The sequence below is a fragment of the Pseudomonas sp. P1_A1 genome (assembly GCF_056406935.1).
The window spans coordinates 88,430-107,869 of the sequence record NZ_JBFTZE010000014.1 but is presented as its reverse complement, the minus strand read 5'-3'; the positions used below and the strand labels follow the sequence as shown (position 1 = coordinate 107,869).

Genomic DNA, 19,440 nt, shown 5'->3' with positions numbered 1-19,440 from the left:
GAGCGCATGTGGCGAGGGGGATGCCCTGTGGCGGGTCGTTGAGTGCACGTTGGTGGTGCGTTTGTAAGGATCAAAAGATCGCAGCCTTCGGCAGCTCCTACACCGACCGTGTTGACTATCAAATCGACGGTAGGAGCTGCCGAAGGCTGCGATCTTCTAGATCTTTAGGCTTGAGCCTTGGCCTCGGCCAATTGCTGCCACAGCGACGGCGCGCCAGCGGATTTGGCAATGGCTTCCAGGCGCGCAACGTGCTGGGCCAGATCCTCTTCACTGGCGCGGATGATCCGGGTCGGCTGACGATCGGCCGGCAGACGACGGATTTCCGTGGCGGAATTATCGGCGCCTTCGCCCGAACCGTTGCCATCGGACGCATTACCGGCCAGCGACAGGCTGGTCTGGCCGCCGGTCATGGTCAGGTAAACGTCGGCGAGAATCTCGGAGTCGAGCAAGGCGCCGTGCAGTTCACGGCCGGAGTTGTCGACGCCATAGCGCTTGCACAAGGCGTCGAGGCTGTTGCGCTGCCCCGGGTGACGTTCCCGGGCCATGATCAGGGTGTCGAGGATCGTGCAGTGCTGTGTGATGTCCGCGCGATCGTGCTGGCCCATCAGGGCAAATTCGTTGTTGATGAAGCCAACGTCGAACGCCGCGTTATGGATGATCAGCTGTGCGCCCTTGATGAACTCGAAAAACTCATCGGCCACTTCAGTGAAACGCGGCTTGCCCACCAGAAATTCGTTAGTGATGCCGTGGACGCCGATGGCGCCTTCGTCACTCTCGCGATCCGGTTGCAGGTAAACGTGGAAATGCCGGCCGGTCAGGCGCCGACCGAGCAATTCGACACAACCGATTTCGATAATCCGGTGGCCGTCGGTCACCGGCATGCCGGTGGTTTCGGTATCGAGTACAACGGATCTGGTGGCCATCAGTGCTCAGCTCTCAACGGGTCAATCGTACAAAAGCGGCGATGTTAACACGCTCGCGGGGGTCTTTCAGATACACCGTGTTGCGCCCAATCGCGAACAGACTCGCTCCCACTGATCGTTCCCACGCTCTGCGTGGGAATGCCTCAAGGGACGCTCCGCGTTCCAATGGGACGCAGAGCGTCCCGGGCTGCATTCCCACGCAGAGCATGGGAACGATCAGTGGTGGGTCTAGCCCTGCTTGTACCCGCGCACTTCATCCACGCCACGGTTGGCCAGTTGGTCGGCCCGTTCATTGCCATGATGGCCGATGTGCCCGCGCACCCATTTCCAGGTAACGTTGTGGCGGTTGACCTGCTCGTCGAGCAGTTTCCACAGGTCGGCGTTTTTCACTGGTTCCTTCGCGGCGGTTTTCCAGCCGCGTTTCTTCCAGTTGGCCATCCACTCGTTGATGCCTTTCATCACGTACTGGGAGTCGGTCACCAGCAGCACGTCACAAGAACGCTTGAGCTCTTCCAGGCCACGGATTGCCCCCATCAGCTCCATGCGGTTGTTGGTAGTGTTGGCTTCGCCACCCCAGAGTTCTTTTTCAACGCCCTTGCATACCAGCAACGCGCCCCAGCCGCCTGGGCCAGGGTTGCCCTTGCAGGCGCCATCGGTGAAGAGTTCTACGCTATCGCTCATGCCAATCTATCCAGAAAATGCGCTGGCTCGCCGATCGGTGACCGACGATGCCCGAGGCCGGGGCATACCCGACCGGGAATAAAAATGTATTACGGTTCGATGTGACGACGGTTGACCTTGGCCATCGGCAACGGAATCAGCTTGCCCATCGGTTCGCGCCGTACTTGGCGCACCGGCCGCAGCCCCACCACGATCTTGCGCGCGACTAATAAGTAGAAGCCGCCACCCGACAATTGCCAGTCACCGGCCTTGCGCTCCCAACCGGCCAGACGAGCTTGCCAGGCAGGTGACGCAAGCGGCGGACGATAGCACCCGAAGCGGCGTTTCTCCAGCGCGAAGCCCAGCAGGTTCAGCCAGTCGCTGACCCGCGACGGCGAAATGCAGCGCGCCTTGCGCAAGGCGTCATGGGCGAACACATGACGCAGGCCCCAACTGCTCCAGGGGTTGATCCCGATAATCAGCAGATGCCCGCCGGGGCGCACGCTGCTCGCTGCTTCGCGCAGCAGGCCGTGGGGCGACAGGCAGAAATCCAGCCCATGCTGCAACACCACCACATCGGCGGCATGCTCGCTCAAGGGCCAGGCCTGCTCTTCGCAGACGATCTCGACCCCCGGCAACGGCGCGCCGAGTCGCACATTGCGCTGCACCTGCGGCGCCGACGGTGGTGTCTGCGCCGAGGGACCGTAATGCACCAGATAGCCGCCGAAGAAGCGCCCCAACTCGTCTTCGAGCATGCGTCGTTCTTCGTCCAGCAAAAATTGCCCGATGGGGCCGGACAGCCAGTCACGGGCCGCGCTGATCAATGCCAGCCAGTCAGGATCAGCCTGAGCGAACGCTTTATCGGTCATTGCATTCTCCAACGCGCCAGGAAGCTCTAAGATGCGCCAATGTTTTCCGCTTGGCGAATCCGACGATGATACAGATCAGTGCCCTGCCCGCCTTCACCGACAACTACATCTGGTTGTTACAAGATCACAGCACCCAGCGCTGCGCCGTGGTCGATCCGGGTGATGCCGCGCCCGTACAGGCGTGGCTCGCGGCGCATCCGGGTTGGGTGTTAAGCGATATTCTGATCACTCATCACCATCATGACCATGTCGGCGGCGTCGAGCGGCTGAAAAAAGCGACAGACGCAACCGTCCATGGCCCGGCCAGCGAGACCATCCCGGCACGGGACGTGGCCCTCAAGGACAACGACCGGATCAACGTGCTGGGCTGGGACTTCGATGTCATCACGGTACCGGGCCATACCCTCGGGCATATCGCCTATTACCACCGTGGTCATTTGTTTTGCGGCGACACCCTGTTCGCTGCCGGTTGCGGACGCTTGTTCGAAGGCACGCCCGAGCAGATGCATCACTCGCTGAGCCGCCTCGCGGCGCTTCCCGAAGACACGCTGGTCTACTGCACCCACGAGTACACCCTGAGCAATCTGAAGTTTGCCGTGGCGGTCGAACCGGGCAACCCCGACACCCTCGAACGACTGGCCAAAGTCACCCGTCAACGCGAAGCCGGAATCATGACGCTGCCTTCGACCCTGGCGCTGGAAAAGCTCACCAATCCGTTTTTGCGTACCGGCGAAACATCCGTTAAAGAAAAAGTGGACGAACGGAACGGAACCGATAACCGGGCTCCGAGTGCGGTTTTTGCTGCTCTTCGGGCTTGGAAAGATACGTTCTAAGCCGCCTGCCCGATGGTACAAAAATTCTGAATGGTTGACCGCAGGGGGTGTGCTTTCTAGAATCGCCCGACATTTTCGCCCGGAACTTACTTCCAGCCAATGTCGTCACCTATTCGTAAAGCCACCAATTCAGACGCATTGACCCGCTTGGCTCAAGCCATCGCGGTGGCTGTGTCCGCCACTTTGGCGGGCTGTTCAAGCCATGTGCCGCAGACCGACGCGACACACACACCGAATATCGCCGCGCGAGCCAAGCAAAAACCGATCTGGCTCAGCGAAAAACCAACACCGCAAGTTCCCCAGGACGTCTGGGAGCGCATGCGCCAGGGCTTCCAGTTGCAGGACAACCTGGGCGTCAACCCGCGCATCGAGCAGCAGCGCCTGTGGTTCGCCAGTAACCCGTCCTTCCTCGAAAACGCCGGCGAACGCGGCAGCCTCTACATTCACTACATCGTCGAACGCCTTGAAGAACGCAACATGCCGCTGGAACTGGCGCTGTTGCCAGTGATTGAAAGCGCCTACAACCCGATGGCCTATTCCCGGGCCGACGCGGTGGGTCTTTGGCAATTCATTCCTTCCACCGGGCGCTACTTCAACCTGCGTCAAACCCGTTTCTATGATGGCCGTCGCGATATCACCGCCTCGACCACCGCGGCCATGGATTACCTGACCCGCCTGCACGACATGTTCAACGGTGACTGGCTACTGGCCCTGGCGGCCTACAACGCCGGCGAAGGCACGGTCAGCCGGGCCATCGAGCGCAACGAGAAGCTCGGTCTTCCAACCGACTATTGGAACCTGCCGCTGCCAGCGGAAACCCAGGCCTATGTGCCGAAGCTGCTGGCGCTGTCGCAAGTGGTGTTGGCGCCCGATGCCTATGGCGTGAACCTCAAGTCGATCGCCAACGAACCGTACTTCCAGGTCGTCGAAATCAACCAGCGCATGGACCTGTCCAAGGTTGCCGCGGTGGCCAACATCGACGAAGACGAACTGTTCCAGCTCAACCCGGCCTTCAAGCAACGCACCACCATCGACGGCCCCCAGCATCTGCTGGTGCCGACGTCCAAGGCGCAACTGCTGACTGCCAGCCTGTCGACCATGCGTCCTGAAGAGCTGATCAGCCAGCGGCCGCTCAAGCCGGTGTTCGAAGGTGCCGATGACGGCGAAATCGCCAGCATCAAGCGCGCCTACCGGGTCAAACGCGGTGAAAATCTGGCCTCCATTGCCAAGGCCAACAAGGTCGAGGTCAAGGACCTGCAACGCTGGAACAAGCTGAACGGCAAGAACCTCAAGGTCGGCCAGACCCTTGTGATGCAGGACACCACCAAGCGCAGCGGTGGTCGCATCAACACTGTCGTGGCGGCGAACAGCAAGACCAGCAGCAAGGCAGACAAACAGAAGCCGCAGACCCAGTACAAGGTCCAGCAAGGCGACTCGTTGTACATGGTTGCCAAACGTTTCAATGTCGAAATGCAACACCTCAAGCGCTGGAACCCTCGGGTAGGCCAGGCGCTGAAACCGGGTCAGATGCTGACGGTGGCTTCCCCGCATTAAAATTGAGGTGATGCCGAAAAGATCGCAGCCTTCGGCAGCTCCTACAGAGAATGCATACATCCGATCAATCTTGGATGTACATGATCGGTGTAGGAGCTGCCGAAGGCTGCGATCTTTTTTTTCGCCCCGCCCCCGCATTAAGCCCCCGTCTTTTTCCTGTCGATACAAGCTGTTACTGTACGGCCCACAAAGCCCAAGCCGCCTGGATCGGATCTCTGACTTGAAGCGTCCCCTCCTCCTGCTCCTGATCAGCCTGGCCTTGAGCTCCCCCGCAAGCGCGACGATCAGCGAAAGCCACGGTTATGCGCAGTTCGGCACGCTCAAGTACCCGGCCAGATTTACCCACTTCGACTGGGTCAACCCGCAAGCGCCCAAGGGCGGTACGTTGCGGGTGATGGCGTTTGGCACCTTCGATACGCTCAACCCTTACACCCTCAAAGGTTCAAGCCCGGTTTCCACGGCCAACTTCCTGCAATACGGCATCAACGAACTCAACGAACCGCTGATGGTCGGCACCGGCCAGTACGCGCCGTCGGGCGATGAGCCGACGTCCAGTTATGGCCTGATCGCCCAATCGGTGGAATACAGCGAGGACCGCAGCTGGGTGGTGTTCAACCTGCGCCCCGAAGCGCGCTTCCACGATGGCACGCCGATCACCGCTTACGATGTCGCGTTTTCTTACCGTCTGCTGCTCAAGGAAGGTCATCCGCAATTCCGCACCAACCTCCAGGAAGTGTCGCGGGTCGACATCCTCAACCCGCAGCGCATTCGCTTCGTCTTCAAGCGCTCCGGCAATCCGTTGCTGATCCTGCGCCTGGGCGAGTTGCCGGTGCTGCCCCAGCATTACTGGAAAGATCGCGATTTCAAGGCCACCACCTTCGAACCGCCATTGGGCAGCGGGCCGTATCGCATCACTTCGGTAACCCCTGGGCGGCAGATCGTCTTCGAACGGGTCAAGGATTACTGGGGCAAGGACCTGCCGGTCAATCGCGGCAAGTACAACGTCGATCGCATGGAAGTCGAGTTCTACCGTGACAGTGATGTGGCCTTCGAAGCGTTCAAGGCCGGCGAGTTCGACATCTACATCGAGCATCAGGCGAAAAACTGGGACAACGGCTACGACTTCCCGGCCGTGCGCCGTGGCGAGGTGATCAAGGCGCAGATCCCGCACCAGATCCCGACCCAGAGCCAGGGCCTGTTCATGAACACTCGGCGGTCGACCTTTGCCGAAATCAAGGTCCGTGAAGCGCTGGGGCTGATGTTCGATTTCGAGTGGACCAACCGCACGCTGTTCAGCGGCGCCTACACACGCGCCATGAGTTACTACCCCAACAGCGAGTTCTCCGCCACGGGACTTCCGGTCGGCCACGAGTGGCTGTTGCTCAAGCCCTATCGCGATCAATTGCCCGCCAAGCTGCTCACCGAGCCGTTCAGCCTGCCGCAGACCGAAGGCCGCGGCATTCCGCGCGAAACCATGCGCAAGGCCTTGGGCCTGCTCGCCGAAGCCGGCTGGAAGCTCAATGGCCAGCGGCTGCAGAACAGCATCGGCCAACCGCTACGCTTCGAGATCCTGCTGGTCAACCCGAACCTGGAGCGGATCCTCCAGCCTTATGTCGAAAACCTCGCCAGCATCGGTATCGACGCACGGCTGCGCACGGTCGATCGCGCCCAGTACAAACAGCGCCTCGATCAATTCGATTTCGACATGATCCTGATGACCCTCAACCAGACCCTCAGCCCGGGCCTGGAGCAATGGCAGTACTTCCACTCCAGCCAGGTCGGGATCAAGGGCAGCAAGAACTACGCAGGCATCGCCGACCCGGTGGTCGACCATTTACTCGAACAACTGCTCGGCGCCCAGACCCGGGATGAACAAGTCGCCGCCGGCAAGGCGCTCGACCGGGTGCTGCTATGGCAGCACTACATCATTCCCAACTGGTACCTCAATTATCACCGCCTGGCCTACCGCAACCGGTTCGCCTTCGTCACCACGCCGCCCTACACCCTGGGCCTGAGCGCGTGGTGGCTGAAATCTTCGGAGAAAGATCAATGACTCCCTTACGCGCCCTGCTCTTGCAGGCCAGCGGTCTGTTGTTCGCCGGGCTGGCCTGCGCCGCCCCGCAACATGCCTTGACCCTGTACAACGAGCTGCCGAAATACCCGGCCGACTTCAAGCACTTCGATTACGTAAACCCCGACGCGCCCAAGGGCGGGATCTTCCGTCAGGCCGGATTCGGTGGCTTCGACAGCCTCAACCCGTTCATCAGCAAAGGCGTGCCGGCGGACGACATCAGCATGATCTACGACACCCTGGCCAAACAGGGTCTCGATGAGCCGTTCACTCAATATGGCTTGATCGCAGGCAAAATCGAAAAAGCCCCGGACAACAGCTGGGTGCGTTTCTATCTGCGCCCCGAAGCACGTTTCCACGACGGCCACCCTGTGCGCGCCGAAGACGTGGTGTTCAGCTTCCAGACCCTGATCAAGGAAGGTGCCCCGCTCTACCACGGCTATTACAGCGACGTGGAGGAAGCGATCGCCGAAGACCCGCTCAAAGTGCTGTTCAAGTTCAAGCACAACAACAACCGCGAATTGCCAATGATCCTCTGCCAGTTGCCGGTATTGCCCAAGCATTGGTGGGCCACCCGCGACTTCAACAAGGGCAACCTGGAACTGCCGCTGGGCAGCGGCCCGTACAAAGTCAGCGAAGTGAAGGCCGGGCGTTCGGTGCGCTATGAACGGGTCAAGGATTACTGGGGCAAGGATCTGCCGGTCAATCGCGGGTTCTACAACTTCGATGTGATGACCACTGACTATTACCGCGACAACACCGTCGCGCTGGAAGCGCTCAAGGCCGGTCAGTTCGACTACTGGCTGGAAATGTCCGCGAAAAACTGGGCCAAGGCCTACAACATTCCGGCGGTGACCGAAGGGCGGCTGATCAAGGAAGAAATCCCCAACGGCAACCCCACCGGCATGCAAGGCTTCGTGTTCAACCTGCGTCGTGCGGTGTTCCAGGATGTGCGCGTGCGCCAGGCGCTGACCCTGTTGCTGGACTTCGAGTGGACCAACAAGCAACTGTTCAACGGCGCCTACGTGCGTACCCGCAGTTACTTCGAAAACTCGGAAATGGCCGCCACCRGCCTGCCGGACGCCGATCAACTGGCGATTCTCGACCCGTTCCGCGGCAAGATTCCCGAGCAGGTGTTCAGCGAGGCGTTCCAGAACCCGCTGACCGACGCCAGCGGCATGATCCGCACCCAGCAGCGCAAAGCCTATCAACTGCTGCAAGAGGCCGGCTGGCGGATCGTCGACGACAAGATGGTCGACGCCACCGGCAAACCGGTGACCGTCGAGTTCCTGCTGGCCCAGACTGAGTTCGAGCGGGTACTGCTGCCGTTCAAGCGCAACCTCAGCGACCTGGGCATCGACCTGGTGATCCGTCGGGTCGACGTCTCGCAATACATCAACCGCGTACGCTCCCGGGACTTCGACATGATCGTCGGCAGTTTCCCTCAATCCAACTCGCCGGGTAACGAACAGCGCGAGTTCTGGATGACCGCCGCCGCCGACAAACCCGGCAGCCGCAATTCCATGGGCCTGAAAGACCCGGTGGTGGACCAACTGGTCGAGCAACTGATCAACGCCGATTCGCGCAAAAGCCTGGTGGCCCACGCCCGGGCGCTGGACCGGGTGCTGCAATGGGGCTATTACGTGATCCCCAACTGGCACATCAAGACCTCGCGCGTGGCGTACTGGAACCACATCGGCCACCCGAAGGTTTCGCCCAAATATGACATCGGCATCAATACCTGGTGGGTCAAGCCCGACACGACATTGCCGATAGAAGTCGAAACCAAACTGCAAGCCGACCCTGCGGGCACGGAGTAATCAGATGCTGGCGTATATTTTTCGGCGACTGCTGCTGATCATCCCGACCCTGTTTGGCATTTTGCTGATCAACTTCGTGATCATCCAGGCCGCCCCCGGTGGGCCGGTGGAGCAGATGATCGCCAAACTCGAAGGCTTCGAAGGCGCCACCAGCCGCATTGCCGGCGGCGGAGCTGAAGTGTCGGTGGCCGGCTCGGCCTATCGTGGGGCGCAAGGCCTGGACCCGGCGTTGGTCAAGGAAATCGAGCACATGTACGGCTTCGACAAATCGGCGCCGGAACGCTTGTGGATCATGATCAAGAACTACGCCACCCTGGATTTCGGCGACAGCTTCTTCCGCGACGCCAAGGTCATCGACCTGATCAAGGAAAAGATGCCGGTGTCGATCTCTCTCGGGCTGTGGAGCACGCTGATCATGTACCTGGTGTCGATCCCGTTGGGGATCGCCAAGGCGACGCGACACGGCAGCCACTTCGATGTGTGGACCAGTTCGGCGATCATCGTCGGTTACGCGATCCCGGCGTTCCTGTTCGCCATCCTGCTGATTGTGGTGTTTGCCGGTGGCAGCTATTTCGACTGGTTCCCGCTACGGGGCCTGACCTCAAACAACTTTGATGAGCTCAGCACCGGCGGCAAGATCCTCGATTATTTCTGGCACCTGGCTCTGCCGGTCACGGCACTGGTGATCGGCCACTTCGCGACCATGACCCTGCTGACCAAAAACAGCTTCCTCGACGAAATCAACAAGCAATACGTGGTCACCGCCAAAGCCAAGGGCCTGACCCGTCACCGCGTGCTCTACGGCCATGTGTTTCGCAACGCCATGCTGTTGGTGATCGCCGGTTTCCCTTCAGCGCTCATCGGGATCTTCTTCACCGGCTCATTGCTGGTGGAAGTGATCTTCTCCCTCGACGGCCTCGGCCTGATGAGCTTCGAGGCGGCGATCAACCGCGACTACCCGATCGTCTTCGGCACGCTGTTCATCTTCACGCTGCTGGGGCTGGTGCTGAAGCTGATCGGCGACCTCATGTACACCCTTGTCGATCCGCGTATCGACTTCGAAAGCCGGGAGCATTGAGATGAACCTTTCCCCTCTCAATCGCCGACGTTTCGAGCTGTTCAAGGCCAACAAGCGTGGCTGGTGGTCGTTGTGGCTGTTTCTGATTCTGTTCGGCGCAAGCCTCGGCGCCGAGCTGATCGCCAACGACAAACCGCTGGTGGTGCATTACGACAACGCCTGGTACTTCCCGGCGCTCAAGCGCTATCCGGAAACCGCGTTCGGCGGCGAATTCCCGCTGGAAGCCAACTACAAGAGCCCGTACATCCGCGAACTGCTCAAGGCCAAGGACGCCTGGGTGGTGTGGGCGCCAATCCCCTACAGCTACCAGAGCATCAACTACGACCTGAAAGTCCCGGCCCCCGCGCCGCCGTCCGCCGACAACCTGCTGGGCACCGACGATCAGGGCCGCGACGTGTTGGCCCGGGTGATTTACGGCTTCCGGATTTCGGTGCTGTTCGCCCTGACGTTGACCATCCTCAGCTCGATCATCGGCGTGATCGCCGGCGCCTTGCAGGGCTTTTATGGCGGCTGGGTCGACCTGGCCGGCCAGCGTTTCCTGGAGATCTGGTCCGGGCTGCCGGTGCTGTACCTGCTGATCATCCTCGCCAGTTTCGTGCAGCCGAACTTCTGGTGGCTGCTGGGGATCATGTTGCTGTTTTCGTGGATGAGCCTGGTGGATGTGGTGCGCGCCGAGTTCCTGCGCGGGCGGAATCTGGAATACGTACGCGCGGCCCGGGCGCTGGGCATGCAGAATGGTGCGATCATGTTCCGCCACATTTTGCCCAACGCCATGGTCTCGACCATGACCTTCATGCCGTTCATCCTGACCGGCGCCATCGGTACGCTGACCGCCCTCGACTTCCTCGGCTTCGGTTTGCCGCCGGGCGCCCCGTCCCTGGGTGAGTTGGTGGCCCAGGGCAAATCCAACCTGCAAGCGCCGTGGCTCGGTATGAGTGCGTTTGCGGTGCTGGCGTTGATGTTGAGTTTGCTGGTATTCATCGGCGAGTCCGCTCGCGATGCCTTCGACCCGAGGAAGTGAAATGAATCAGGACAATCTGATCGAAGTGCGCGACCTGGCCGTCGAATTTGTCGTTGGCGAGCACGTTCAGCGGGTGGTCGAAGGCGTCAGCTTCGACATCAAGCGCGGCGAAACCCTGGCGCTGGTGGGTGAAAGCGGCTCCGGCAAGTCGGTGACCGCCCACTCGATCCTGCGGCTGCTGCCCTATCCGCTGGCCCGGCATCCGTCCGGCACCATCACCTATTCCGACCGGAACCTGTTGGAGCTGAAAGAGAAAACCATCCGCCACATCCGCGGCAACCGGATCGCGATGATCTTTCAAGAGCCGATGACCTCGCTCAACCCGCTGCACTCGATCGAGAAGCAGATCAACGAGGTATTGGGCATCCACAAGGGCCTGACCGGCAAAGTCGCGACCAGGCGCACGCTGGAGCTGCTGGAGATGGTCGGCATCCCGGAACCCGAGAAGCGTCTCAAGGCCCTGCCCCACGAATTGTCCGGTGGCCAGCGCCAGCGGGTAATGATCGCCATGGCCCTGGCCAACGAACCGGAACTGCTGATCGCCGACGAACCGACCACCGCGCTGGACGTGACTGTTCAGCTGAAAATCCTCGAATTGCTCAAGGAATTGCAGGCCCGCCTGGGCATGGCGTTGTTACTGATCAGTCACGATTTGAACCTTGTACGAAGAATTGCGCATCGCGTATGTGTCATGCAGCGCGGTTGCATCGTCGAACAGGCATCGTGCGAAGAATTGTTCCGCGCGCCGCAGCATCCGTACACCCGGGAACTGCTGGCAGCAGAGCCCAGCGGCAAGCCTGCGACCAATGTAATTGGCCCGCCATTGCTGCAGGTCGAGGACCTGAAAGTCTGGTTCCCGATCAAGAAAGGCTTTCTGAAAAAGACCGTCGACCACATCAAGGCGGTGGACGGCATCAATTTCAGCCTGCCCCAGGGACAGACCCTGGGGATTGTGGGAGAAAGCGGTTCCGGCAAGTCGACGCTCGGTTTGGCGATTTTGCGGCTGATCGGCAGCAAAGGGGCAATCCGTTTTGAAGGCAAGCAGCTAGACTGCCTGACGCAGCAACAGGTTCGGCCGCTGCGGCGGGAAATGCAGGTGGTGTTCCAGGACCCTTTCGGCAGCCTGAGCCCACGGATGTGCGTGAGCCAGATCGTCGGCGAAGGCCTGCGGATCCACAAGATGGGCACCGAGGCCGAGCAGGAACAAGCGATTATTGCGGCACTCAAGGAGGTAGGCCTGGACCCGGAAACCCGGCACCGCTACCCCCATGAATTTTCCGGTGGGCAGCGGCAGAGAATCGCCATTGCCCGGGCTTTAGTGCTAAAACCGGCGTTGATTCTGCTGGACGAGCCGACTTCGGCCCTCGACCGCACCGTGCAACGCCAAGTGGTGGAGCTGCTACGTTCACTGCAAACCAAGTACAACCTGACGTATTTGTTTATCAGCCATGACCTGGCTGTCGTCAAAGCGCTGAGCCACCAGCTGATGGTGGTCAAGCATGGCCAAGTGGTCGAACAGGGAGACGCGCAAAGTATCTTTGCCGCCCCCCAACATCCGTATACACAGCAGTTGCTGGAAGCCGCTTTTCTGGCACCAGCCACTGCGCAATAAACCTGAAAGAGAGGAGCAACACATGGGTTTTCTCGCCGGTAAGCGCGTACTGATCGTCGGTGTCGCCAGCAAGCTGTCCATCGCATCCGGCATCGCTGCCGCCATGCATCGCGAGGGCGCTGAGCTTGCCTTCACTTATCAGAACGACAAACTCAAGGGTCGTGTCGAAGAATTCGCACAGGGCTGGGGTTCGAGCCCTGAGCTGTGCTTCCCGTGCGACGTGGCCAGCGATGCCGAAATCGCCAAGGTCTTCGAAGAGTTGAGCAAGAAGTGGGACGGCCTGGACTGCATCGTGCACTCCGTCGGCTTCGCCCCGGGCGACCAACTGGACGGCGACTTCACCGAAGCCACCACCCGTGAAGGTTTCCGCATCGCTCACGACATCAGCGCCTACAGCTTCGTGGCCCTGGCCAAGGCTGGTCGCGAAATGATGAAAGGCCGCAATGGCAGCCTGCTGACCCTGTCGTACCTGGGCGCCGAGCGCACCATGCCGAACTACAACGTAATGGGCATGGCCAAGGCTTCCCTGGAAGCTGGCGTACGTTACCTGGCCGGCTCCCTGGGCCCGGACGGTACTCGCGTCAACTGCGTATCGGCCGGCCCGATCCGTACCCTCGCCGCTTCCGGCATCAAGAACTTCCGCAAAATGCTGGCCGCCAACGAAGCGCAAACTCCGCTGCGTCGTAACGTCACCATCGAAGAAGTCGGCAACGCCGGCGCTTTCCTGTGCTCGGACCTGGCGTCCGGCATCAGCGGCGAAATCATGTACGTAGACGGCGGCTTCAACACCACCGCCATGGGCAACATCGAAGAGTGATCTTCGGTTAGCCGTTAAAAAACCCGCCTCTTCAGGCGGGTTTTTTGTGCCTTCAAAATCAAAAGATCTTCACAACAAACACTGGGCAAACAACTGCTGGATCGGCTGTGTACGCTGGCTATAGCGCTGCAACAGCACGATCTCCCGGTAGAACGTCAGGTCTCCCAGCGGGATGATCCGGACCTTCGCCCCATGCTCAAGCCACAGCCCCGCCTCGGGCAATAGCGAAACACCCAGCCCGCATTCCACCATCTTGACAATGGCTTCCAGCTCATCCAGCTCCAGAGCCACCTGCACATCAATCTGCTGCTCGCGCAAAAAACGCGTCACCAATCGCCCACCGAATGAATTGCGGTCGTAGCGTACGTGGGGATGGCCAGCGAGTAACTGCAGCGGGTCATCCCCCTCGAGGTCGGCCGGCACGATCAGCACAAACGGCTCCCGGCGAATGACTTGCACCRATAATTCCTTGGGTAATTCAAACGGCGGCTTGATCAGAATCGCCAGGTCCACTTCGCCAGTGTCCACCTGGCTCAGTAGGCTCAGGGATACCCCCGGCACCAGTTTCGCCTCCAGCAATGGCGCCTGTTGCCTGAGTCGCAACAGCGTCCGTGGCAACAAACCGGTCTGGACGGTAGCCACCGCGCCGATCTTCAATTCGCCACGAAACTCGCTGATGTCATCACTGACGGCCATGCGACTGAAGATCTCGAGCATTTCCTGAGCCATCGGCAACGCTCGCTGCCCTGCGGCATTGAGGAGCGCCTGACGCCCGGTGCGATCGAACAGACGTATGCCCAACGCCTGCTCCAGATTGCGGATCTGCGCGCTGACCGCCGACTGAGTCAGGCCGATGTGCATGCCTGCCGCTGCGAACGTGCCATGGCGCGTCACGGCAATGAAGGTTTTCAGTTCCCGCAGCATACGGCCCCCAATTGATCGAAATAATTTGAGCTCGCTGCAAAAATTATCGTCTTTTAATCAAAAAGCACAGGACTAAACTCAGCCTCAACGCTCAACCCGTCGAGGCACATCCGATGCAACTGTCCCCTTTTCATTTGGCCATCCCGGTTTACGATCTGGACGCTACCCGGCGTTTCTATGGTGAGGTGTTCGGCCTGGAAGAAGGTCGCTCCAGCGAGCACTGGGTCGATTTCAACTTTTTCGGCCATCAACTGGTGATTCATCTGGCCCCGAAAAACGCTTCTCAGGAAGCCGCCCATACCAACGCCGTGGATGGCCACGACGTACCGGTGCCGCATTTCGGTGTGGTATTGGGGATGGAGGAATGGGAGGCGCTGGCCGAACGCCTGAAAGCCCTGGGTACACACTTCGTGATCGAGCCGGGCATCCGGTTTCAGGGATTGGTGGGCGAACAAGCCACGATGTTTCTTTTCGATCCCTGCGGCAATGCTCTGGAGTTCAAGGCGTTCAAAAACATCAATCAGTTGTTCGCCAAATGAGCCGCTCGCCCCTTGACGCCACCACCCTCAGTGAAGCGGTGGTCAATGGCGAGACCACCGCTGCCATCGTCGCCGAAGCCTTTCTTCAGCGCATTCAGGCGCGGGAGCCGGATATCCAGGCTTTCGTCTCGTTCGACGCCCGGCAGGTCCGCGCCGATGCGGCGCAGCACAACGGCCGGGGTCTGCTGGCGGGCGTCCCCGTGGGCATCAAGGATATTTTCGACACCGCGGCCTACCCTACGCAGTTCTATTCGCCCATCTATACCGACCATCAGCCCTCCCGGGACGCCCACGTCGTGACGCTGCTGCGCCAGGCCGGGGCGCTGATCATGGGCAAGACCCATACCACCGAGTTTGCATACATGCACACCGGTCCAACCCGCAATCCCCACGACCTTACGCGAACGCCGGGCAGCTCCAGCGCGGGCTCGGCGGCCGGGATGGCTGCAGGGTTTTTTGCCCTGGCGCTGGGCACCCAGACCGCTGGCTCATTGCTCAAGCCGGCATCCTACTGCGGCCTCTTCGCCTTCAAACCGTCGCTGGGGCTGGTATCGCTGGAAGGGGTAAAACCGTTGGCGCCGAGCTTCGATACCGTGGGTTGGTATGGCCAGTCAGTGCGCGACCTGCACCTGGTAGCGCGCGTGTTGATTCCCGGGTTCGTGGTGCCTGACATCGAACGGCGTCCACTGCAATTGGGGTTCTGCCGCACGTCACGCTGGGACCAAGTAGACCCCGACGTCGCCCTCGCCCTGGAACAGGCGGTAGATCAGCTGCGCAGCGCCGGTCATCACGTGAGCGAAGTACGGCTGCCGGATGAGTTTGCCGGTGTGTTCGACGATCATCAGTTGATTAACGATTGCGAAGGTGCCCGCTCGCTGGCGAAGGAGTTTCAACAACACCGAACACAATTGAGCCCTTCGACCCTGGCCATGTTCGAGCGGGCGGCGACCACAACCTGGCAACAGGAATCCGCTGCCAAGGCGCGCCTGGCTGATCTTGCCCCACGCTTGAGCGAGCTTTGCCGCCCCTTCGACGCCATGCTCGGCGCCTCTTGCGGGATGGTCGCGCCGGTAGGCCTGGAAAGCACCGGACCGTCGGACTTCATCAAGTTCTGGGGGGCGTTTGGCTGGCCGCAACTGAACATCCCGCTGAGGCCCGGTCAAGCCATGTTGCCTGTCGGGCTCCAGATGATCGGAAGGTTCAGAGAGGATGGTCGGCTGTTACGAGCAGCCGATCACGTTGCAGCGGTTTTGCAAGGCGCCATTCAAGAATGACGAGCACGCAACGCCTTATCGACCAGAGCCAGCAGGTCTTGCGCCGTTTGGGGTAGCTGGGCATCAACCTCGATCTGCCCGACACTGAAGCGAATGTCATAGCCTCGGTGCACCGTGGCATTGCGCTCATCGAGTATTTCTTCGAGGCGCGCCCTGACCGCTGCAATCTCCACCGTGTTGGCGCCGGTCAACAAGGCAGCAAACTCATCGCTGCCCAGCCGACCGATCACATCACTTTCACGAAAAGCGATGCGCAGCACATCGGCGAAGGTTTTCAGGGCATTGTCGCCCTCGGCGCGACCATACAGCTGGTTGATGCGCTTGAAGTCGTCGAGATCGAAATACAGCAGGGTCGCGGGTTTGCCCAGCTGCTGACAGGCCTCCAGCCCCAAACGGGCCAGTGCCTCGAAGCCATGACGATTAGACAGCAGCGTCAACTCGTCCATGCTCGCCATCTGTACACCCATCAGCTCTTGCTCGGCCTTGCGCGCCAAGTCACGCAGTACATCGCGATCGGCGCTGTCGAGGACGTTCGGCGTGCGCGGGTCTGCGCCCGCGCCGGGTTTGACCGGTTTGTCTGGGGTTAGCATTACTCACTCCCTTGATGGATATAAACGTTAGAGTCGTTCACACCCGGTTTGACTCCCTATAAACGCGCCGCTGGTCAGCTACCCGCCACCGGACACGGCCCTCCAGCATCCGCCCAGAGTTTGAACTGGGTGACGAAGATATCGTGGGGCACCGGCACCGGCGTCCGTCCCTCGCCTGGATGCCAGCCCCAAAGCACCAGCTTGTCCTCGCTGACATGTTTGATCAGCGCCGCAAAATCACGATCGCCATTGCTGGAGCGGTCCTTGATCATTGCGCATAACCTGTCGGGTGGCAGGCCGATCCAGGCCATTTTGTGCGCGGCCGGCGGCAGGCTCCAATGCGGCGCTCCGGGTGGTGTGTGAGGCCCATAACTGGCAGGCGGATTGCTTTCGGCATGGCAACTGGCACACGGCAGACCGGCCGCCCCTTTGCCATCCATCCCGCGAACCACCCTCATCGCGTGAGGATTGCCGGCGTCGAACTGTAAAGGCGAATCGCCGGGGATATGGCAGTTCTGACAACGGGGGCTCTGGAACACCTTCTGCACCGTGTCAAACGCCTTCAGCGCCTCTTTATCATCAGCGAACAGGTCCGAGGCATAGCCAGTCAGCCCGATCAGCACCACCGCGCCCAGCACCAGATGTCGTTTCATGTCACACCCCCGACAATTGCAGCGGCAGTTCCCGCAGACGCTGCCCGGTCAAGGCAAACACCGCGTTCGCCACGGCCGGCGCCACGGGCGGTACACCGACCTCGCCGATGCCGCCGGGTTTGTCGGTGCTGGGGACGATATGCACTTCGACCACGGGCATTTCGTTCAGGCGCAGCACCTGATAGTCGTGAAAATTGGATTGCTGCACCTGGCCGTTCTTGAACGTCAGTTTGCTGTGCAAGGTAAATCCGAGACCGAAGGTGATGCCTGACTCCATCTGCGCGGCGATGCTCTGCGGGTTGACCGCAATGCCGCAATCCACCGCACACACCACCCGGTGTACGCGAATCGCCAGGTTGTCCTGCGACACCTCCGCCACTTGGGCGACGTAACTGCCGAAAGACTCATGCACCGCCACGCCCAACGCATGCCCGTCCGGCAATGGCGCCTTCCAATTGGCTTTCTCCACCGCCAGATTCAGCACCCCCAGATGTCGTGGATGCGCCTTGAGCAAGGTTCGTCGGTATTCCACCGGATCCTTGCCGGCCGCCTCTGCCAGCTCATCGATCAACGACTCCATGACGAATGCAGTATGGGTATGTCCCACCGACCGCAACCACAGCACGCTGATGCCGGTTTGCGGGGAATGCAGGTCGATCAGGTGATTGGCCAGTCCCTCTAAATAAGGACTGTCGGCCACACCTTCGACGGAGGTTTTGTCGACACCGTCCTTGACCATGGTCGCCTCGAACGACGTGCCGGCCATAATCGACTGCCCGACCAGCACATGCTTCCAGGCGATCGGCATACCGTCGGCGTCCAGCCCGATGCGTGCCTGATGCAGGAATGCCGAGCGATAGTAACCGCCGCGAATGTCATCCTCTCGGGACCAGACGGTTTTCACCGGTTCGCCTGCCGCTTTGGCGACGTACACCGCCTCGCTGACAAAATCCGAGGTCGGGTTGGCCCGACGCCCGAAGCCGCCACCGAGGAATTGGGTGTGGATCTCGACCTGTTCGGGTTTGAGCCCGGTGATCTTCCCCGCGATCATCTGATCCAGGGTCTGGAACTGCGTGCCGGTCCAGATTTCGCATTTGTCCTGGGTGATTTTCACCGTGCAATTGAGCGGCTCCATCGGCGCGTGGGCCAGGTACGGCACGCTGTATTCGGCCTCGATAGTCTTCGCCGCCCTGCCCAACATCACCGTCGCGTCCCCGGACTGGCTGACCGAGGTGCCAGGGGTGGCGGCGAGTTTACGGAAGCTTTCCAGCAGTTGCTGGCTGTCGAGCCCGGCGTTCGGCCCCGGTTCCCATACGACCTTCAACGCATCGCGCCCCAGCTTCGCCGCCCAATAATGATCGGCGATCACTGCGACCCCCGTGGGCACCTGCACCACTTTGTGCACGCCAGGCACCGCCAGCGCCTCGGCGCCTTCGAAGGATTTGACGCTGCCACCGAACACTGGCGGCCGAGCGACCACCGCGGTCATGAGCCCGTCGAATTGCACGTCCATGCCGAACTTGGCCTGCCCGGTGATTTTCTCCGGGGTATCGAGGCGCTTGGTGGGTTTGCCGATGACCTTCCAGTCCTTGGCTTCCTTGAACTTGATCAAGGCTGGATCCGGTACCGGCAACTTGCCGGCGTCATCCGCCAGTTCTCCGTAAGTGGCGCGTTTGTCGCCGGCAATGAGCACGCCCGATTCGGTGCGGATCTGCGAAGGCGCGACATCGAAGCGCTTGGCTGCCGCCTCGATCAGCATCAAGCGCGCCGCTGCGCCGGCCTGACGATAGCGATCGAACTCCATCCAGGTCGAGGTCGAACCGCCGGTGATTTGCATCCCGCCAAACGCCGGAAGGCCATACTCGGCGGCCGAGGCTGGCGCGTGTTCGACGCGTATTTTCGACCAGTCGGCGTCCAGTTCTTCGGCGATCAACATGGTCAGGCCGGTCCAGACGCCCTGGCCCATTTCCGAATGGCCGAGCAGCACGGTGACGCTGTTGTCGTTGCCGATGCGTAAAAAGGCATTGGGCGCGAAGACCTCTCCTTGATTCTCGGCACCAAAGGCGAAGCGATGGCCGCCAGGAATGACAAACGCCACCACCAGACCGCCACCCAACACGGCACTGCCCTTAAGAAAACCGCGACGCGAAACAGGGTTGATGCTGTTCATAGCTCAGACTCCCTTCAACGTGACTTCAACGT

General features: G+C 60.6%; 17 protein-coding genes. 10 read left to right on the top strand and 7 right to left on the bottom strand.

Features of this window, described 5'->3' with window-relative positions; all coding sequences use genetic code 11:
* Positions 1 to 164: 164 nt before the first annotated feature.
* From dnaQ to AC1D2Q_RS20670, 3 genes are all read right to left on the bottom strand, one after another.
* Positions 165 to 923, bottom strand: a complete 759-nt coding sequence (gene dnaQ, locus AC1D2Q_RS20680) for a DNA polymerase III subunit epsilon (protein WP_019579324.1) — start codon at positions 921 to 923, stop codon at positions 165 to 167.
* Between the two features lie 228 nt (positions 924 to 1,151).
* Positions 1,152 to 1,604: a ribonuclease HI gene (gene rnhA, locus AC1D2Q_RS20675; RefSeq protein WP_212800132.1), complete on the bottom strand. Its 453-nt coding sequence runs from the start codon at positions 1,602 to 1,604 to the stop codon at positions 1,152 to 1,154.
* An 89-nt stretch (positions 1,605 to 1,693) separates the two neighbouring features.
* Positions 1,694 to 2,452, bottom strand: coding sequence for a methyltransferase domain-containing protein (locus tag AC1D2Q_RS20670; RefSeq protein ID WP_019579325.1), 759 nt, complete (start codon positions 2,450 to 2,452; stop codon positions 1,694 to 1,696).
* 65 nt (positions 2,453 to 2,517) lie between these two features.
* On the opposite strand from AC1D2Q_RS20670, the gene gloB reads away from it, so the two are divergent.
* The 8 genes from gloB (at position 2,518) to fabI (ending at position 13,258) form a co-directional block, all read left to right on the top strand.
* Positions 2,518 to 3,285, top strand: coding sequence for a hydroxyacylglutathione hydrolase (gene gloB, locus AC1D2Q_RS20665; RefSeq protein WP_477814382.1), 768 nt, complete (start codon positions 2,518 to 2,520; stop codon positions 3,283 to 3,285).
* A 99-nt stretch (positions 3,286 to 3,384) separates the two neighbouring features.
* Positions 3,385 to 4,839, top strand: a complete 1,455-nt coding sequence (locus AC1D2Q_RS20660) for a transglycosylase SLT domain-containing protein (RefSeq protein ID WP_477814381.1) — start codon at positions 3,385 to 3,387, stop codon at positions 4,837 to 4,839.
* Positions 4,840 to 5,059: 220 nt separating this feature from the next.
* Positions 5,060 to 6,892: an extracellular solute-binding protein gene (locus AC1D2Q_RS20655; RefSeq protein WP_477814380.1), complete on the top strand. Its 1,833-nt coding sequence runs from the start codon at positions 5,060 to 5,062 to the stop codon at positions 6,890 to 6,892.
* A complete protein-coding gene (locus AC1D2Q_RS20650; protein WP_477814379.1) occupies positions 6,889 to 8,730 on the top strand; it encodes an extracellular solute-binding protein in 1,842 nt (613 codons plus the stop codon). The genes AC1D2Q_RS20655 and AC1D2Q_RS20650 overlap by 4 nt, the downstream gene beginning before the upstream one ends.
* A gap of 4 nt (positions 8,731 to 8,734) precedes the next feature.
* Positions 8,735 to 9,808: a microcin C ABC transporter permease YejB gene (locus AC1D2Q_RS20645; protein ID WP_477814378.1), complete on the top strand. Its 1,074-nt coding sequence runs from the start codon at positions 8,735 to 8,737 to the stop codon at positions 9,806 to 9,808.
* Between the two features lies 1 nt (position 9,809).
* Entirely contained in the window at positions 9,810 to 10,829 is a 1,020-nt protein-coding gene (locus AC1D2Q_RS20640) for an ABC transporter permease (protein WP_007906755.1), read from the top strand.
* Between the two features lies 1 nt (position 10,830).
* Positions 10,831 to 12,441, top strand: a complete 1,611-nt coding sequence (locus AC1D2Q_RS20635) for an ABC transporter ATP-binding protein (protein ID WP_018929627.1) — start codon at positions 10,831 to 10,833, stop codon at positions 12,439 to 12,441.
* 22 nt (positions 12,442 to 12,463) lie between these two features.
* Positions 12,464 to 13,258 carry an enoyl-ACP reductase FabI gene (gene fabI, locus AC1D2Q_RS20630; RefSeq protein ID WP_007937760.1) on the top strand — a complete coding sequence of 265 codons (795 nt, stop codon included), beginning with the start codon at positions 12,464 to 12,466 and terminating at the stop codon, positions 13,256 to 13,258.
* Positions 13,259 to 13,327: 69 nt separating this feature from the next.
* Here fabI and AC1D2Q_RS20625 read toward each other — a convergent pair whose 3' ends face one another.
* Positions 13,328 to 14,182 (bottom strand): LysR family transcriptional regulator, encoded by an 855-nt coding sequence (locus AC1D2Q_RS20625; RefSeq protein WP_477814377.1) that lies wholly within the window; start codon positions 14,180 to 14,182, stop codon positions 13,328 to 13,330.
* 113 nt (positions 14,183 to 14,295) lie between these two features.
* Here AC1D2Q_RS20625 and AC1D2Q_RS20620 point away from each other — a divergent pair, with 113 nt between their 5' ends.
* Complete coding sequence (locus AC1D2Q_RS20620; protein ID WP_477814376.1) at positions 14,296 to 14,721, top strand: VOC family protein; 426 nt, start codon at positions 14,296 to 14,298, stop codon at positions 14,719 to 14,721.
* The gene (locus AC1D2Q_RS20615) at positions 14,718 to 15,995 is read left to right on the top strand and encodes an amidase (RefSeq protein WP_477814375.1); all 1,278 of its coding nucleotides are present in this window, start codon (positions 14,718 to 14,720) and stop codon (positions 15,993 to 15,995) included. Before AC1D2Q_RS20620 ends, AC1D2Q_RS20615 begins: the two co-directional genes overlap by 4 nt.
* Here the strand turns inward: AC1D2Q_RS20615 and AC1D2Q_RS20610 are convergent.
* The 3 genes from AC1D2Q_RS20610 to AC1D2Q_RS20600 all read right to left on the bottom strand — a co-directional run bounded on the left by AC1D2Q_RS20610 (position 15,986) and on the right by AC1D2Q_RS20600 (position 19,408).
* On the bottom strand, positions 15,986 to 16,585 hold the full coding sequence (locus tag AC1D2Q_RS20610; protein WP_477814374.1) for a GGDEF domain-containing protein: 600 nt from the start codon (positions 16,583 to 16,585) through the stop codon (positions 15,986 to 15,988). The genes AC1D2Q_RS20615 and AC1D2Q_RS20610 overlap by 10 nt on opposite strands.
* Before the next feature lie 74 nt (positions 16,586 to 16,659).
* Entirely contained in the window at positions 16,660 to 17,238 is a 579-nt protein-coding gene (locus AC1D2Q_RS20605; RefSeq protein ID WP_477814373.1) for a hypothetical protein, read from the bottom strand.
* Between the two features lies 1 nt (position 17,239).
* Complete coding sequence (locus tag AC1D2Q_RS20600; protein ID WP_477814372.1) at positions 17,240 to 19,408, bottom strand: xanthine dehydrogenase family protein molybdopterin-binding subunit; 2,169 nt, start codon at positions 19,406 to 19,408, stop codon at positions 17,240 to 17,242.
* Positions 19,409 to 19,440: the final 32 nt, after the last annotated feature.

What these genes read in the sequence shown, in the direction of transcription:
- gloB (WP_477814382.1), top strand. Translation starts at nt 2,518, where the DNA reads ATGATACAGATCAGTGCCCTGCCCGCCTTCACCGACAACTACATCTGG.
- dnaQ (WP_019579324.1), bottom strand. Translation starts at nt 923, where the DNA reads ATGGCCACCAGATCCGTTGTACTCGATACCGAAACCACCGGCATGCCG.
- fabI (WP_007937760.1), top strand. Translation starts at nt 12,464, where the DNA reads ATGGGTTTTCTCGCCGGTAAGCGCGTACTGATCGTCGGTGTCGCCAGC.
- AC1D2Q_RS20640 (WP_007906755.1), top strand. Translation starts at nt 9,810, where the DNA reads ATGAACCTTTCCCCTCTCAATCGCCGACGTTTCGAGCTGTTCAAGGCC.
- AC1D2Q_RS20605 (WP_477814373.1), bottom strand. Translation starts at nt 17,238, where the DNA reads ATGAAACGACATCTGGTGCTGGGCGCGGTGGTGCTGATCGGGCTGACT.
- AC1D2Q_RS20660 (WP_477814381.1), top strand. Translation starts at nt 3,385, where the DNA reads ATGTCGTCACCTATTCGTAAAGCCACCAATTCAGACGCATTGACCCGC.
- rnhA (WP_212800132.1), bottom strand. Translation starts at nt 1,604, where the DNA reads ATGAGCGATAGCGTAGAACTCTTCACCGATGGCGCCTGCAAGGGCAAC.
- AC1D2Q_RS20615 (WP_477814375.1), top strand. Translation starts at nt 14,718, where the DNA reads ATGAGCCGCTCGCCCCTTGACGCCACCACCCTCAGTGAAGCGGTGGTC.
- AC1D2Q_RS20620 (WP_477814376.1), top strand. Translation starts at nt 14,296, where the DNA reads ATGCAACTGTCCCCTTTTCATTTGGCCATCCCGGTTTACGATCTGGAC.
- AC1D2Q_RS20610 (WP_477814374.1), bottom strand. Translation starts at nt 16,585, where the DNA reads ATGCTAACCCCAGACAAACCGGTCAAACCCGGCGCGGGCGCAGACCCG.
- AC1D2Q_RS20600 (WP_477814372.1), bottom strand. Translation starts at nt 19,408, where the DNA reads ATGAACAGCATCAACCCTGTTTCGCGTCGCGGTTTTCTTAAGGGCAGT.
- AC1D2Q_RS20670 (WP_019579325.1), bottom strand. Translation starts at nt 2,452, where the DNA reads ATGACCGATAAAGCGTTCGCTCAGGCTGATCCTGACTGGCTGGCATTG.
- AC1D2Q_RS20635 (WP_018929627.1), top strand. Translation starts at nt 10,831, where the DNA reads ATGAATCAGGACAATCTGATCGAAGTGCGCGACCTGGCCGTCGAATTT.
- AC1D2Q_RS20645 (WP_477814378.1), top strand. Translation starts at nt 8,735, where the DNA reads ATGCTGGCGTATATTTTTCGGCGACTGCTGCTGATCATCCCGACCCTG.